This is a genomic window from Streptomyces gamaensis, assembly GCF_042656465.1.
Classification (GTDB): domain Bacteria; phylum Actinomycetota; class Actinomycetes; order Streptomycetales; family Streptomycetaceae; genus Streptomyces; species Streptomyces gamaensis.
In genome coordinates, this window is record NZ_JBHSPB010000004.1 from 321,537 (window position 1) to 337,713 (window position 16,177).

Here is a 16,177-nt window from a genome sequence, read left to right on the forward strand (position 1 = left end):
GTGACGAGGGAGCCCCTGTGCCCGGTGAGAACCTGACCCGTGAGGAGGCCCGCGAGCGGGCCCGGCTGCTGACGGTGGACGCCTGCGAGGTGGCGCTCGACCTGCGGTCAGCGGTGGGTCCGGGGCCGCGCGAGCGCACGTTCCGCTCGGTGACGACGCTCCGCTTCCGCTGCGCCGAGCCGGGGGCCGCGAGCTTCGCGGACCTGGTGGCGCCCTCCGTCACCGCCGTGACCCTCAACGGCGAGAAGCTCGATCCGGCGGACGTCTTCGACGGCACCCGCATCGCGCTGCCCTCGCTCGCCGCCGAGAACGTGCTGACCGTCGACGCCCAGTGCGCGTACAGCCGCACCGGCGAGGGCCTGCACCGCTTCGTCGACCCCGAGGACGGCGAGGTCTACCTCTACACGCAGTACGAGCCGGCGGACGCGCGCCGCGTCTTCGCCAACTTCGAACAGCCCGATCTCAAGGCCCCGTTCACCTTCTCGGTGACCGCGCCCCAGGAGTGGACGGTCATCAGCAACGGCGCGCGCGAGGGCGAGCCGGAGCCGGTGGGCGGGGGCGCGGCCGTGTGGCGCTTCGCCCCGACTCAGCGCATCTCGACCTACATCACGGCCGTCGTCGCCGGCCCGTACCACGTGGTCCGCGACCACTACAGCCGTACGCTGCCGGACGGTTCGAGCCTGGAGATCCCGCTGGGGGCGCTGTGCCGCAAGGGGCTCGCCCGGCACTTCGACCCGGAGAACGTCTTCGAGGTCACCAAGCAGGGGCTGGACTTCTTCCACGAGCACTTCGACTACCCCTACCCGTTCGGCAAGTACGACCAGGCGTTCGTGCCGGAGTACAACCTCGGCGCGATGGAGAACCCGGGCTGCGTCACCTTCCGCGAGGAGTTCGTCTTCCGCGGCAAGGTCACCGAGGCGGACCACGAGCGGCGCGCGAATGTGATCCTGCACGAGATGGCGCACATGTGGTTCGGCGACCTGGTGACCATGCGCTGGTGGGACGACCTGTGGCTGAAGGAGTCGTTCGCCGACTTCATGGGCTCCTTCTCCCAGGTGGAGGCCACGCGCTTCGCCTCCGCGTGGATCACCTTCGCCAACCGGCGCAAGTCCTGGGCGTACCGCGCCGACCAGCTGCCGTCCACGCACCCGGTCACCGCCGACATCCACGACCTGGAGGACGCCAAGCTCAACTTCGACGGCATCACCTACGCCAAGGGTGCCTCCGTCCTCAAGCAACTGGTCGCCTACGTGGGCCGGGAGGCGTTCCTGGAGGGCGCGCGGCGCTACTTCAAGCGCCACGCCTACGGCAACACCACCCTGGAGGACCTGCTGTCGGTGCTGGCCGAGACCTCCGGCCGCGACATGGCCGCCTGGTCCCGTTCCTGGCTGCAGACCGCGGGCGTCAACTCCCTCACCCCGCAGCTCACCTGTGACGCGGCGGGCCGGATCACCGAGCTCGCCGTGGTGCAGGAGGCCGACGCGGGGCACCCGCGGCTGCGGCCGCACCGGGTGGCCGTCGGCCTGTACCGGCGGCGCGAGGAGGACGGCGCCCTGGTGCGGTACGCGCGCACCGAGACCGATGTCACCGGCGCCCGTACGGTCGTCCCCGAACTCGCCGGGGCCGAGCGCCCGGAGCTGGTGCTGGTCAACGACGAGGACCTCACCTACTGCAAGGTCCGCTTCGACGAGGTCTCCCTGCGGACGCTGCGCGGGCACCTGGGCGAGCTCACCGACCCCCTCGCCCGGGCCCTGTGCTGGTCCGCGCTGTGGAACCTCACACGCGACGGGCTGATGCCGGCCCGCGACTTCCTGGACCTGGCGGACCGGTTCGCGGGCGCGGAGAGCGACATCGGCGTGCTGCAGATGGTGCAGACGTGGGCGCGCGCGGCGCTGACGCACTACTCGGCCCCCGCCCGGCGGGAGGCCGGCGGGCGGCTGCTCGCCGAGTGCGCGCTGCGGGAGCTGCGGCAGGCGGCTCCCGGCAGCGACCACCAGTTGGCGTGGGCGCGGTTCTTCGCGGAGTCCGCGACCGACGAGCAGGAGCTGCGGCTGCTGCGCGGGCTGCTCGACGGCTCCGCGAAGGTCGACGGGCTGGACGTGGACCAGGAGCTGCGCTGGTCCCTGCTGGTGGCGCTGGCCGCGCAGGGAGCCGCCGACGAGAGCGCGATCGCCGCCGAGCGGGCCCGGGACAACACCGCCTCCGGCGAGCGGCACCAGGTGCGCGCGCTGGCGGCCCGGCCCGACGCCGCGGTCAAGGCCGCGGCGTGGGCGGACGTCGTGGAGTCCGACCGGCTCTCCAACGCCCTGGTGGAGGCGACCATCTCGGGCTTCGGGCAGCCCGGGCAGCGGCAGCTGCTGGCGCCGTTCGCGCCGCGCTACTTCGAGGCGGTCGAGCGGGTGTGGCGGGAGCGGTCGATCGAGACCGGCATGGCCGTGGTGCGCGGGCTGTTCCCGATGCTCCAGGACGACCCGGCCACGCTGGAGGCCACCGACACCTGGCTCGCGGCACACGAGGACGCCGCCCCGGCGCTGCGCCGGCTGGTGCTGGAGTCCCGCGACGACCTGGCCCGGGCACTGCGCGCGCAGTCCCGCGACGCCTAGGCCCACGGATCCCCTTTCGACGCCCGAACTCCCGCCCCTTAAAGGGACGTTGTCCGGGTTTGTCGACGAGCCTGTAACAGCGGTCTTGGCGCGGGCGGGGCACGGGAATGGCCGAGTCATGAACCCTGAAACCCCGCTCTCGCCCCGCCCGCTGCACCACCTCTCCGACGTCCGCCACCGCGTCCTGACCTCCCGTCAGCTGCGGGAGCACGGCGTGACGTCGGCCCTCCTCGCCGAGCGCTGCCGCCCCGGCGGGCCCTGGCAGCAGCTGCTGCCCGGCGTGTACCTGCTGCGCACCGGGCCGGCCACCAGCGAGGAGCGGCTGCACGCCGCGCTGCTGTACACCGTGCCGCGCACGGCCGGCCCGGGGCCCGCCACGGCCACCGACGCCGCCCGCCGGGCCGCCGCCGGCCCGTACGGCGAGGCGATGGTCACCGGACCGGCCGCGCTGGCCCTGCACCGCTTCACCTCCGTGCCGCCGCTGCTCTCCCTCGACCACATCGACGTCCTCGTCCCGCGCACCCGCCGGCTGCGCTCGACCGGTTTCGCGCGGGTCGTGCGCGGCCACGTGCTGCCGCAGCCGGGCCTGCTCACCGGCTTCCCCGTGGCGCCGGTGGCCCGCGCCGTCGCCGACACCGTCGCGCAGCTGACCGACGCCCGCGCCGTCCGCCGGCTGCTGACCGAGGCCGTGCGCGGCGGGCACTGCGAACCCACCGCGCTCGTCCGCGAGTTGAGCCGGGCCCGGCTGCTGGGCCGGGCGCACGTCGTCGACGCCGTCGACACCCTCCTCGCCGAGGGCCGCTCCATCGCCGAGGGCCGGCTGTACGACCTGGTGCGCGAGCACGGGCTGCCGGTGCCGCTGTGGAACGTGGACCTGCGGCTGCCCGGCGGCCCCCGGCTCGGCTCGGTGGACGCGTTCTGGCCCGAGCACGGCGTGGTCGTGGAGATCGACGCGCGCACCCCCCGCCAGGACGAGGAGACGGTCTGGAGCGAACAGGCCCGCAAGCGCGAGCACTTGGAGCGGATCGGCCTGACCGTCGTGCACATCACCCCGAAGAAGCTGCGCGAGACGCCCGAGCAGCAGGCCACGGTCGTCCGCACCGCCCTGATGGCCTCGGACGACCGCGACCCCGCCGCCTACGTCATCGCCCTGCCCCGGTGAGGCCGGCGCCGCCGCCCGGCGGTGCTCAGCGCCGGGGCAGCAGCAGCTCGGTGTTGCGGTCGGTCGCGGAACCGCTGAGGGAGGCGTCCAGGCCGGGCGAGTTGAAGGCCAGCTCGCGGTAGAGGGAGGCGAGCCCGGTCTGGGACAGGTCGGAGAAGTCGGTGCGGTAGGGGGCCGCGGACTCGATCAGGGTCGCGAACAGCGAGATCGTCCCGTCGTGGTTGTCGGTGATCTCGATGATGCGCGCGAGCTGCGGATAGTCGATGTGCGAGGCGGTCGCCACCTCCCAGAAGGTGCCGCGCGGGCGGATGCGGTTGCGGTGGCTGTGGCCGTTGATCCAGGCCAGGACGTTGGAGTGGCGCTGCAGGACGGAGATCAGCTCATTGCCGTCGTGCCGCCCCTCGCCGGGGTGGGTGGGGTCGGGGGTGAGGTTGTCCATGCTCCAGCTCGGGTGGTGGCTGAAGACGAGCGCGTACTTGTCCTGGTACTCCGTCAGTGTCTGCTCCAGCCAGGAGAGTTGGGCGGTGCCCAGGGAGCCCTGGTAGTGGCCGCCGGGGTCGGTGGAGTCCAGGCTGATGCCGATGACCTGATCGGAGATCGGGAAGGCGTAGTAGAGCGTCTCGGAGTCGAGGTTGTCCTGGGTGTAGCCGTGGCCGACGGGGCCGCGCCCGGCGTACTTGGGGTCGAGGTGGGCGGTGAGGTACTGCTCCATGGTCAGCGGGACCCGGCGCTCGTCGGCGGTGATCTTGCGCATCTCCTTGGCGTGCTCCTTGAGCACCGCCTTGATGCGGTCCCCCTTGGGGTCGGCGCCCCGGCCCTCGCCCTCCATGAGCCACTTGGCCTGCGCGGCGGGGATGACCTGGAGTTTGCGGTCGCCGACGGCGACCTCCTCGATGAAGGTGCCCGCCGCCGGGTAGCAGCCGCCGGAGAGCAGGTCGTGGTTGCCGTAGGTGGAGAACCAGGGGACCGCCAGGCCCGGGCTGTGCACGCGGCGGATCGCGGCGGCGAGATAGCCGTCGAGGCGCGGGAAGCCGCGCGCCTTGTCCTGGTCGCGCAGGGCGCTGTCGGGGTGCCAGAAGAGCTTCAGACCGCTGTTCTGGACGCCCTCGTAGTGGCGCGGGTCGCCGGTGTTGGGGTCCATGCGGCCGCCGCTGAGGGCGGTGAGGAACCACTCCAGCTCGATCCGCGCGTTCTCGTCGCCGTTGTCGCCCGTGGTGATGACGAAGGAGAACGGCTCCCCCGTCACCGGCCCGTACCGCAGCCTGTTGACGCGCTCGATGAGGGAGACCACGCCGGGCAGCGTGAGTGCCTCGTGCTGCCGCCAGGCGCCGGTGTCCCCGGCGCGGAAGAACTCGTAGCGCAGCGGGTGCTGTACGTCCGTCAGATGCAGATCGGTGAACTGCACGAAGCAGGCGAGCGTGGAGCGGCGGTCCTCGCGCCCGTCCTTGGCGGCGGCCAGTTCGCCGCGCACCTGCCGGGGCCAGCCGGGGCCGTCGCCGAGCCTGCGGTAGCCGCTGGTACCGCGCGGGGCGGCGACGGAGACCAGCGTGGTGCCCTCGCCCGTGGGCTGCCGGGAGCCCGTCCCGGCGCTCGCCCGTACGCCCGCGCCGCCCGCCGTCGCCGAGGCCCGTACCCGGCCGCCGCCGGCCGCCGCGCCCGCCGCCGCCCCGTCGCCCGCGGCGCCGGGGAGGGGGCCGTCGGCCACGGCCTCGGTGCCCAGGGCCAGGCTGATGCCGGTGGCGGTGGTCACCGCGCCCGCCGCTGTCAGGAACCGGCGGCGGTCGAGGCTCGTTGCTGCTGTTCCGTCAGATCTGCGGTACATAGCGGACTCCCGAGTGCGAACGCGAAGGGCGGGCCGGCGACTGCGGCGCGGACACGGGTTCTTCCCTGGCCGGCCCCGTCACAGAGGATGGTTGGCAGCGGGGGTGACCTGGGCGTGAACACGGCCGCAACGGCCGCCGCCGATCACCGCACATGGATCATGGCGATTGCGAACGGACACACACCACTCGTCCCCTGGTGCACTGACGCTCACTCAGCGTTCACCCGCAGGGGGAAGCGCGGGCCACGGCCGGGCGCCGTCCTGCCGATCACGCGCGCCACCCCCTCCGATCCGCGCTGAGCTGCGGGAACACCGGCGGCCACCGGGCGGTGGGGCGCTCCGCGCCGCCCGGCGCCGCGCGTGGCGGGTTTACGCCATCGCAGCGCCACGCGTCAACTCGCCTGCCGACGGGCCGCTTTCACAGGGCGCAGCCGGGCCCGCACCCCGGGTGACCGTCCGCTCCGTGGGCGCCCGGGGAAACGGATTGGACATCCGCCCCTGGCAGCCCCCCATGATGGGAACCGTTCAACCAGGTCAGGCGTATCTGGACATACGTACTGTCGTGACATACGTACTGTCGCGCGTTCTGTCGTGCGTTGCGTACTGTCGTGAGTTCGTGAGTGTCGTGAGTTCGTGAGTAGGGAGCCCTCGTGCGGATCGGAATCGTCGGAGCCACCGGTCAGGTCGGCGGAGTCATGCGCGGGATCCTCGCGGAGCGCAAGTTCCCCGTGAGCGAGCTGCGCCTGTTCGCCTCGGCGCGCTCCGCCGGGTCGACACTGCCCTGGGAGGGCCGGGAGATCACCGTCGAGGACGCCGCGACCGCGGACTACTCGGACCTGGACATCGTGCTCTTCTCCGCCGGCGGCGCCACCTCGAAGGCGCTCGCGGAGAAGGTCGCCGCCCAGGGCGCCGTCGTGATCGACAACTCCTCGGCCTGGCGCCGCGACCCCGAGGTCCCGCTCGTGGTCTCCGAGGTCAACCCGCACGCGGTCGCCCACCGCCCCAAGGGGATCATCGCCAACCCGAACTGCACCACGATGGCCGCGATGCCCGTCCTCAAGCCGCTGCACGAGGAAGCGGGCCTGACCGCCCTGGTCGCCACCACCTACCAGGCCGTCTCCGGCTCCGGCCTGGCCGGCGTCGCCGAGCTCGACGGCCAGGTGCGCGCGGTCGCCGGGCGGGCCACCGAGCTGACCCACGACGGCGAGGCCGTCCCCTTCCCCGAGCCCGCCGTCTACCAGCGCGCCATCGCCTTCAACGTGCTGCCGATGGCCGGCGCGATCGTCGACGACGGCAGCTTCGAGACCGACGAGGAGCAGAAGCTCCGCCACGAGTCCCGCAAGATCCTGGAGATCCCGGAGCTGAAGGTGTCGGGCACCTGCGTGCGCGTGCCGGTCTTCTCCGGGCACTCCCTCCAGGTCAACGCCCGCTTCGCCCGCCCGCTGAGCGTGGCGCGCGCCTACGAGCTGCTGGGGGAGGCGCCCGGCGTCGAGCTGTCGGAGATCCCCACCCCGCTGCAGGCGGCCGGCAAGGACGCCTCGTACGTGGGCCGCATCCGCGTCGACGAGACCGTCGAGCACGGACTGGCGCTGTTCCTGTCCAACGACAACCTCCGCAAGGGCGCCGCGCTCAACGCGGTGCAGATCGCGGAGCTGGTGGCGGCCGAGCTCCAGGGCTGACCACGGCGTACATGAACGCGCAGGGGCCGGACACCGGGCAGGTGTCCGGCCCCTGGCCGTCCCCCGGCCGTGCGGACGCGGCGAAATCCCCCGGGCGGCGGGAGGGCGGGCCGTGGAAGGATGGCCGGAAAGCCACGATGCCAAGGAGATGCCAGGTGCCTGGAACGAACCTGACCCGCGAGGAGGCGCAGCGGCGCGCCGCGCTGCTGACGGTCGACTCCTACGAGATCGACCTCGATCTCTCCGGGGCCCAGGAGGGGGGTACGTACCGCTCCGAGACCGTCGTGCGGTTCGAGTCGGCCGAGGCCGGCGCGGAGACGTTCATCGATCTGGTGGCGCCGGCGGTGCGCGAGGTGGTCCTCAACGGGACGGCGCTGGAGCCGGCCGAGGTCTTCGCCGACAGCCGGATCGCGCTGCGGGGCCTCGCGGCCGGGGCCAACGAGCTGAAGGTCGTCGCGGACTGCGCGTACACCAACTCCGGTGAGGGACTGCACCGGTTCGTCGACCCGGTGGACCAGCAGGCCTATCTGTACACGCAGTTCGAGGTGCCGGACGCGCGCCGCGTCTTCGCCTCCTTCGAACAGCCCGACCTGAAAGCCTCGTTCCGCTTCACCGTCAGGGCCCCCGAGGGCTGGACGGTGATCTCCAACTCGCCGACGCCGGAGCCGCAGGCGGGAGTCTGGCGCTTCGAGCCGACGCCGCGCATCTCGACCTACGTCACGGCGCTGATCGTCGGCCCGTACCACAGCGTCCACAGCAGCTACGAGAAGGACGGGCGCACGGTGCCGCTGGGCCTGTACTGCCGGCCCTCCCTCGCGGAGTTCCTCGACGCCGACGCGATCTTCGAGGTGACCCGGCAGGGCTTCGACTGGTTCCAGGAGAAGTTCGACCACGCCTACCCCTTCGCCAAGTACGACCAGCTCTTCGTCCCGGAGTTCAACGCGGGCGCGATGGAGAACGCGGGCGCGGTCACCATCCGCGACCAGTACGTCTTCCGCTCGAAGGTGACGGACGCGGCCTACGAGGTGCGGGCCGAGACGATCCTGCACGAGCTGGCCCACATGTGGTTCGGCGACCTCGTCACCATGGAGTGGTGGAACGACCTGTGGCTGAACGAGTCGTTCGCCACCTACACCTCCATCGCCTGCCAGGCCGCCGCCCCCGGCTCGAAGTGGCCCCACTCCTGGACCACCTTCGCCAACTCCATGAAGACGTGGGCCTACCGGCAGGACCAGCTGCCCTCCACCCACCCGATCATGGCCGAGATCGGGGACCTGGACGACGTCCTGGTCAACTTCGACGGCATCACCTACGCCAAGGGCGCCTCCGTCCTCAAGCAGCTCGTCGCCTACGTCGGCGAGGACGCCTTCTTCCAGGGCGTCCAGGCGTACTTCAAGAAGCACGCCTGGGGCAACACCCGTCTGACCGATCTGCTCGGCGCCCTGGAGGAGACCTCCGGCCGCGACCTGAAGACCTGGTCGAAGGCGTGGCTGGAGACCGCCGGCATCAACGTGCTGCGCCCCGAGATCGAGACGGACGCCGAAGGCACCGTCCTCTCCTTCGCGATCCGCCAGGAGGCCCCCGCGCTGCCCGCCGGCGCCAAGGGAGCGGCCACGCTGCGCCCGCACCGCATCGCGGTCGGCGCGTACGAGCTGCAGGACGGCCGCCTGGTGCGCACCGAGCGGATCGAGCTGGACGTCGACGGCGAACTCACCCCCGTCCAGGCCCTGGTGGGCAGGACGCGCCCGTCGGTGATCCTGCTCAACGACGACGACCTGTCGTACGCGAAGGTCCGCCTGGACGCCGAGTCGCTGGCCACGGTCACCGCGCACCTGGGCGACTTCACCGAGTCCCTGCCGCGCGCCCTGTGCTGGGCCTCCGCCTGGGACATGACCCGCGACGGCGAGCTGGCCACCCGCGACTACCTGGACCTGGTGCTCTCCGGCATCGACAAGGAGTCCGACATCGGCGTCGTGCAGTCCCTGCAGCGCCAGGTCAAGCTCGCCCTCGACCTGTACGCGGCGCCCGAGTGGCGCGCGACGGGCCTGGCCATGTGGACGGAGGCGGCGCTGGAGCGGCTGCACATGGCCGAGCCGGGCAGCGACCACCAGCTCGCCTGGGCCCGCGCCTTCGCGGCCACCGCCCGCACCGACGCGCAGCTGGACCTGCTCGCGGCCCTGCTGGACGGCACGCGCACCATCAAGGGCCTGGCCGTCGACACCGAGCTGCGCTGGGCGTTCGTCGAGCGGCTCGCGGCCACCGGCCGCGCGGACGAGGCGGAGATCGCCGCCGAGCTGGAGCGGGACCGCACGGCGGCCGGTGAGCGGCACGCGGAGGCCGCCCGCGCCGCGCGGCCGACGCCGCAGGCCAAGGCCGCGGCGTGGGCGTCGGTCGTGGAGTCCGACCGGCTGCCGAACGCGGTGCAGGAGGCCGTCATCGGCGGCTTCGTCCAGACCGACCAGCGCGAGCTGCTCGCCCCCTACGGCGAGAAGTACTTCGCGGTCGTCAAGGACGTCTGGGACAGCCGCAGCCACGAGATGGCCCAGCAGATCGCGGTGGGTCTCTACCCGGCGCTGCTGGTCTCGCGGGAGACCCTGGACGCCACCGACACCTGGATCACGAAGACCGACCCGAACCCGGCCCTGCGCCGGCTGGTCCTGGAGTCCCGCGCGGGCATCGAGCGCGCGCTGAAGGCCCAGGCGGCGGACGCGCGGGCGGCTGCCGCCTGAGGGTTGACGGTACGGCGGGCGCCGCGGGCCTTGAGGGGTTCGCGGCGCGGCCCGCCCGCTCCCGACACGGCGTGAGGGCCGGTATCAGTCGATACCGGCCCTCACGCCATGTCGGGGTGCGGACCCGGTCCGGGGCGGTCCCGTACCGGGTCGGGCACGCGTCAGCGCGCGGCCGCGCGCTTGTAGTGCGTGTCGTGGGTGTGCTTGTTGTCGCCCTTGCGCGCCAGGACCATGACCAGTCCGGTGATCACCAGGAACAGCACGATGGGCGCGGCGACGAAGAGGCCGAGCGTCTGGATCAGGCTCAGGCCCGGGCCCGGGTCGTCACCGTCGTCGCGGGTGACCGCGAACGCCGGGGACGACATCAGCAGCATCAGCATCGTCCCCGTGGCGATGGCGCCGGCACGCACAGCGTTCTTGTTCATCTTGCTCACACACTCAAGCTATCCGACCCCCCGGGGGCCCGCGCGCGCGGGGTACCCTACACCGCTCCGTCCCTGGCCAGCAGCCGCATCAGGGCGTGCAGCCGGGGCGAGGCGGCCAGCTGCTCCAGGGCCATCGGCCGGCCGGCGGCGTCCGCGACGGGCAGCCGCCAGTTCGGGTACTGGTCGCAGGTGCCGGGCAGGTTCTGCGGCCGCCGGTCGCCGACCGTGTCGGGCAGCCACACGCCGATCATCCGGGCCGGGGTGCGCAGCAGATAGCGGTGCACGGCCCGTACGGCGGCCTCCTCCTCCGAGGGCCCCTCCGGCAGCAGCCCCAGCCGGCCGAAGAACGCGAGCCACTGGGCGACCTCGCGGGCGTCCTCGCGCCGCTCCTCGGCGAGCGGCCGGGCCAGCAGGCCCAGCCGGTGGCGCAGGGCGACGTGCTCGCCGCTGAGCCGGGCGGCGGTGCTGGGCAGGTCGTGGGTGGTGGCGGTGGCCAGGCAGTCGGCGCGCCAGCGCTCGGGCGGCAGCGGCTCGGCGCGGCCGGGGGCCGCCCGCTCCTTGGCGTAGTCCCTCTCGAACCACAGCACCGAGGTGCCCAGCACGCCCCGCTCGGCGAGCGTCTCGCGCACCCCGGGCTCGACGGTGCCCAGGTCCTCGCCGACGACGGCGGCACCGGCGCGGTGGGCCTCCAGCGCGAGGACGCCGAGCATGGCCTCCGGGTCGTAGCGCACGTACGTACCCCGGTCCGGCGGGCTGCCCTCGGGCACCCACCACAGCCGGAACAGGCCCATCACATGGTCGACGCGCAGGGCGCCCGCGTGCCGCAGGGCCGCGCGCAGCAGATCGCGGTACGGGCCGTAGCCGCCGGCCCGCAGGGCGTCGGGGCGCCAGGGCGGCAGGCCCCAGTCCTGGCCGTGGGGGCTGAAGGCGTCGGGGGGCGCGCCGACGGACATGCCGGCGGCGAGCGCGTCCTGCTGCGCCCAGGCGTCGGCGCCGCACGGGTGCACGCCGACGGCCAGGTCGTGGACGAGGCCGACGCGCATGCCGGCCTCGCGGGCGGCCCGCTGGGCGGCGGCGAGCTGCTGGTCGGTGAGCCAGGCGAGCCAGCAGTGGAAGTCGACGCGGTCGAGGAGTTCGGCGCGGGCGCGCGCGGTGCGGGCCGAGCGGGGGTCCTTGAGGGCGCCGGGCCAGGCGCGCCAGTCCGGGCCGTGCACCTCGGCGAGCGCGCACCAGGTGGAGTGGTCGTCGAGGGCCTGGCCCTGCTCGGCGAGGAACGCGGCGTACGCGGCGCGCCGGCCGGGGCCCAGCGGCACGGCGCGCACCAGCTCCAGGGCGCGCAGCTTCAGTTCCCACACCGCGTCGCGGTCGATGAGCCCGCCGCCGCGCAGCACGTGCTCGCGCAGGGCGGTGGCGCGGGCGAGCAGGCGCTCGGCGCTGCGGCGGGCGGCGCCGGTCAGGCACGCGTACTCGGGGACGTCCTCGATGCGCAGATGGACCGGGTCGGGGAAGCGGCGGGAGGAGGGCCGGTACGGGGACGGGTCGGTGCTGCCGCCCGGGCCGCCGCCGGGCACGGCCGCGTGCAGCGGGTTGACCTGGACGAAGTCCGCGCCGAAGGCCCGCCCTGACCAGGCGGCGAGCTCGGCCAGGTCGCCGAGGTCGCCCATGCCCCAGGAGCGGGCGGACAGCAGGGAGTACAGCTGCACGAGGAAGCCGTGGGCGCGGCCGGGGAGCGCGGGCAGCCGTTCCGGGGCGACGATCAGGGGGACGGCGGCCGTGCGGCCGTCGGGGGCGTGGGCGTGCAACAGGTGGCGGCCCAGCGGGAGTTCACCGTCGTGCGCGCCGCGCGCGCCGTCGGCGCCGGTGCGGAGCGCGGCGCCGTCCCAGGGCAGTGTGCGGCCGTCCTCGGTCCTGACGTGCAGTCGGCTTCCCTCGGGGAGGGCGGGGAGCGGGCGGGCGGCGCGCGGCGGCCGGCCGGGTGCCGCGCGCAGGACGACGGTCGGCGGCAGCAGCCGCTGCCGCTCCGTCAACGCCCCTTCGGCGAGGGCCCGCTGGACGGCCCGCGGTGTGGAGGCGTCGACGCCGAGCGCGGCGAGGACGGCGACGACGGTGTCCTCGGACACCTCGACGGTGCGGCCGGGGGCGGGCTCGTAGGAGGTGGCGACGCCGTGCAGGGCGGCGAGCCGGGCCCGCTCCGCGCGGCCTGCCGCGCCTCTGCCGTCCCCTTTGTCCTTGCTGTCCGTACCCGTGTTCATGGCGCGGCCACACGGCCCTCCCGGGATCGGCGGTGCGTCACGTCCGCGCCGCGCCGTCCGCCCGGCCACGGGCGGGGGGCGGCCGCAGGACATGACTGCGGTCACCTTACGCGGCGGGGAAGCGGCGCGGCACCCCTTCCGCCGTCCGGGGGAAGGGGGCAGGACAGACGATCGACGCGCCGGGCAATACAGGCACATCGGTCACGTGCGTTGACACGTCAAGCCGCTGATGGTGGGGTCGGTGCCCACCGGGGCTGTATCCAGGGCCATATGCGGGGCGTTGACCGGGCGATGACCAGGGCGATGCCCCAGGGAACGTCCCCGACGCCACATCAGGACGAGGAGACGGCCGTGCGGTTCCAGGGCAGCAACTCCTCACACGGGATCACCACCATGCGCGACGACCGGCGAAGCGGCCCGGACGAGGCCGCGGGCGACGGCCGGCCGTCCTCCTCCCCCACCGGCCGGGGCACCGGCCGCGCCTTCCTGCGCGGCCCCCGCCGGGCCGGGGTCACCGTGCTGGCCGCCGCCCTCCTCGGCGGGCTGCTGGGCACGGCTCCCGAGGCCGCGGCCACCCCCGACCCGGGACCGACGGCCTCCGCCCCCGACCGGGAGAGCGAGGGCGCGCTGCCACCGGTGTGGCCGCGCCCGCAGAGCGCCCGCGCCCAGGGCCCGTACGCCCCCGTCACCCCGCAGGTCACACTCATGTCGGACCCGGGCACCGACCAGTACACGCTGCGGGCCCTGCGCGAACTGCTGCGCGGGCTGGGCGCCCGTACGGTCGTCGACGCCGCCCCCGGCGGCACCCCGCCCACGGACGGGCTGATCGTCTACGCGGGCGGGCAGGGCGCCGAGGGCGCGCTGCGCATGCTGGGCGCCCCGGTGGCCGGTGACCTCCCCTCCGGCGGTTACCGGCTGGCCACCGGCCGGATCGCCGACCGCCCCACCGTGGCCCTGGCCGGCAGCGGGAGCGACGGGCTCTTCCACGCCACGCAGACGCTGCGGCAGCTCGCGACGGCCCGCGACGGCGGCCGCGCCTTCGCCGGCGCGGTGGTGCGCGACTGGCCCGGCACGGTGGTGCGGGGCATCACCGAGGGCTTCTACGGGGAGCCGTGGAGCCGCGAACAGCGGCTCGCACAGCTGGACTTCATGGGCCGCACCAAGCTCAACCGCTATCTGTACGCGCCCGGCGACGACCCCTACCGGCAGGCCCGCTGGCGCGCCCCCTACCCGGCCGCGCAGCGCGAGGAGTTCCGCGAACTGGCCGAGCGCGCCCGCCGCAACCACGTCGTGCTCGGCTGGGCGGTGGCGCCGGGCCAGGCGATGTGCTTCTCCTCCGGCGACGACGTACGGGCCCTCAAGCGCAAGGTCGACGCCATGTGGGCGCTGGGCGTGCGCGCCTTCCAACTGCAGTTCCAGGACGTGAGCTACAGCGAGTGGCACTGCGGGGCCGACCGGGACACCTTCGGCTCCGGCCCCGAGGCGGCGGCGAAGGCCCAGGCGAGGGTCGCGGGGGCGCTCGCCGCGCACCTGGCCGCCAAGGGCCCGGAGGCGGCGCCCCTGTCGCTGCTGCCCACCGAGTACTTCCAGGACGGGCGCACGGCCTTCCGGCGCGCGCTCGCGCAGGCCCTGGACCGGCGCGTGGAGGTCGCGTGGACCGGTGTCGGGGTGGTGCCGAGGACCATCACCGGCGGTGAACTGTCCGACGCGCGCGCGGCGTTCGGGCACCCGCTGGTGACGATGGACAACTACCCGGTCAACGACTTCGCCCAGGACCGCGTCTTCCTCGGCCCGTACACCGGCCGCGAGCCCGCCGTCGCCACGGCCTCCGCCGCGCTGCTGGCCAACGCGGCGGAACAGCCGACCGCGTCCCGCATCCCGCTGTTCACCACCGCCGACTACGCCTGGAACCCCAAGGGTTACCGCCCCGACGAGTCCTGGGAGGCCGCGCTCGCCGACCTCGCGGGCGGCGACGCGGCGGCCCGCGAGGCGCTGCGCGCCCTGGCCGGCAACGACGCCTCCTCCATGCTCGGCGGCGACGAATCCGCCTATCTGCGGCCGCTGTTGGACGACTTCTGGACCGCGCTCGCCGGCTCGTCCGGCACGTCCGGCACGGACGGCCGCCTGGACGCGGCCGCCGAACGGCTGCGCGCCGCCTTCCGCACGATGCGCGAGGCCCCGCAGCACCTCGCCCGCGTCTTCGACGGCGACGAGGTACGTCCCTGGCTGGAGCAGCTCGGCCGCTACGGCGAGGCCGGCTCCCGCGCCGTGGACATGCTCACCGCGCAGGCGCGCGGGGACGGTGCCGAGGGCTGGCGGGCCCAGCTCGACGTGCTGCGGCTGCGCAAGGTCATCGGCGCCGGCCCGGCGACGGTCGGCAAGGGCGTGCTCGGCCCGTTCCTCGACCAGGCGCTCGCCCGCGCCGACGGCTGGACGGGCGTGAACCGCCCGCTGCGCACCGCGGGCCCGGCCACCGACGGCGACCCGGCCACCGCGCTGACCCCGGCGGCGGGCGCGGGCCCGCTGACCGTACGACTGCCCGGGACGCACCCGCTGACCGCCGTCACCGTGCTCACCGCGCCCGGAGCGCCGGTGCGCGGCACGGTCGAGGCGCACGACGTGTCGGCGGGCTGGCAGCCGCTCGGCACGCTGTCGGACAGCGGCTGGACACAGGCGGCGGGCAGGGGCGTACGGGCCGACGCGCTGCGCCTGGTGTGGGCGCCGGGCTCCACGCCCCCGCCCGTGCACGAGATCGCCCCGTGGTTCGCCGACACCCCCTCCGCCGAGCTGGAGCTCTCGCGGGACCGGGCGGAGGCGGAACTGGGCGGGCGGCCCGCCGCCGTCGGCCTGCGCATGGTCAACCGGCGGCCGGAGCCCGTCCGCGAGAAGCTCACGGTGACGGCGCCCGAGGGCGTCAGGGTCAGCGCCCCGGCGGAGCTGGCCGTGCCGCGCGGCGGCGTGGGCACGGCCCGGGTCGAGCTCGCGGTGCCGGCCGGCGGCCGGGCCCGTACCTTCACGGTGCCGGTGCGGCTCGGCGACCAGGAGCGGACGCTGACCGTCGCCGCCTACCCGCCCGCCGGCGGCCCGGACCTGGCCCGCGGCGCGCGGGCGAGCTCCTCGGGCGACGAGAGCCGGCGCTTCCCGGCCGCGGCGGCCGTGGACGGCGACGCGGAGACCCGCTGGTCCGCCAAGGCCGACGACACCGCCTGGTGGCAGATGGACCTGGGGCGCCCGGTGCGGCTGGGCCGCGTGGTGCTGCACTGGCAGGAGGCGTACGCCGCCCGCTACCGGATCCAGGTCTCCCCCGACGGGCGGACCTGGCGCGAGGCGGCGGCCGTGCGGAGCGGCGAGGGCGGCACCGAGACCGTGCGCATGGACGCGCCCGACACCCGGTTCGTACGGATCCAGGGCGAGAAGCGGGCGGGCGACGCCGGCTACTCGCTGAGCGAGGTCGAGGCCTACGCCGTGCAGGAGGCGGCACAGGATCCGGCCAGGACCCCGTGAC

8 protein-coding genes are annotated in these 16,177 nt (G+C 74.5%); 5 read left to right on the forward strand and 3 right to left on the reverse strand.

Going from position 1 to position 16,177, the window contains the following annotated elements; genetic code table 11:
• Positions 1 to 17: 17 nt before the first annotated feature.
• Together pepN (ACFP1Z_RS08780) and ACFP1Z_RS08785 are read left to right on the forward strand one after the other, a co-directional pair.
• Positions 18 to 2,603, forward strand: coding sequence for an aminopeptidase N (gene pepN, locus ACFP1Z_RS08780; RefSeq protein WP_390315352.1), 2,586 nt, complete (start codon positions 18 to 20; stop codon positions 2,601 to 2,603).
• Between the two features lie 118 nt (positions 2,604 to 2,721).
• Complete coding sequence (locus ACFP1Z_RS08785) at positions 2,722 to 3,765, forward strand: hypothetical protein (protein ID WP_390315353.1); 1,044 nt, start codon at positions 2,722 to 2,724, stop codon at positions 3,763 to 3,765.
• Positions 3,766 to 3,790: 25 nt separating this feature from the next.
• Here the strand turns inward: ACFP1Z_RS08785 and ACFP1Z_RS08790 are convergent, their stop codons facing one another.
• The gene (locus ACFP1Z_RS08790) at positions 3,791 to 5,587 is read right to left on the reverse strand and encodes a TIGR03767 family metallophosphoesterase (RefSeq protein ID WP_390315354.1); all 1,797 of its coding nucleotides are present in this window, start codon (positions 5,585 to 5,587) and stop codon (positions 3,791 to 3,793) included.
• A gap of 650 nt (positions 5,588 to 6,237) precedes the next feature.
• Here ACFP1Z_RS08790 and ACFP1Z_RS08795 point away from each other — a divergent pair.
• Positions 6,238 to 7,266 carry an aspartate-semialdehyde dehydrogenase gene (locus ACFP1Z_RS08795; protein ID WP_390315356.1) on the forward strand — a complete coding sequence of 343 codons (1,029 nt, stop codon included), beginning with the start codon at positions 6,238 to 6,240 and terminating at the stop codon, positions 7,264 to 7,266.
• Between the two features lie 155 nt (positions 7,267 to 7,421).
• The gene (gene pepN / locus ACFP1Z_RS08800) at positions 7,422 to 9,995 is read left to right on the forward strand and encodes an aminopeptidase N (protein WP_390315357.1); all 2,574 of its coding nucleotides are present in this window, start codon (positions 7,422 to 7,424) and stop codon (positions 9,993 to 9,995) included.
• A gap of 161 nt (positions 9,996 to 10,156) precedes the next feature.
• Here pepN (ACFP1Z_RS08800) and ACFP1Z_RS08805 read toward each other — a convergent pair whose 3' ends face one another.
• Positions 10,157 to 10,420 carry a hypothetical protein gene (locus ACFP1Z_RS08805; protein WP_390315538.1) on the reverse strand — a complete coding sequence of 88 codons (264 nt, stop codon included), beginning with the start codon at positions 10,418 to 10,420 and terminating at the stop codon, positions 10,157 to 10,159.
• Between the two features lie 56 nt (positions 10,421 to 10,476).
• Positions 10,477 to 12,672: a 4-alpha-glucanotransferase gene (gene malQ, locus ACFP1Z_RS08810; RefSeq protein WP_390315359.1), complete on the reverse strand. Its 2,196-nt coding sequence runs from the start codon at positions 12,670 to 12,672 to the stop codon at positions 10,477 to 10,479.
• Between the two features lie 303 nt (positions 12,673 to 12,975).
• Between malQ and ACFP1Z_RS08815 the strand changes: the two genes are divergently transcribed.
• Positions 12,976 to 16,176, forward strand: coding sequence for a beta-N-acetylglucosaminidase domain-containing protein (locus ACFP1Z_RS08815; protein ID WP_390315360.1), 3,201 nt, complete (start codon positions 12,976 to 12,978; stop codon positions 16,174 to 16,176).
• The last annotated feature ends 1 nt before the right edge of the window (position 16,177 follow it).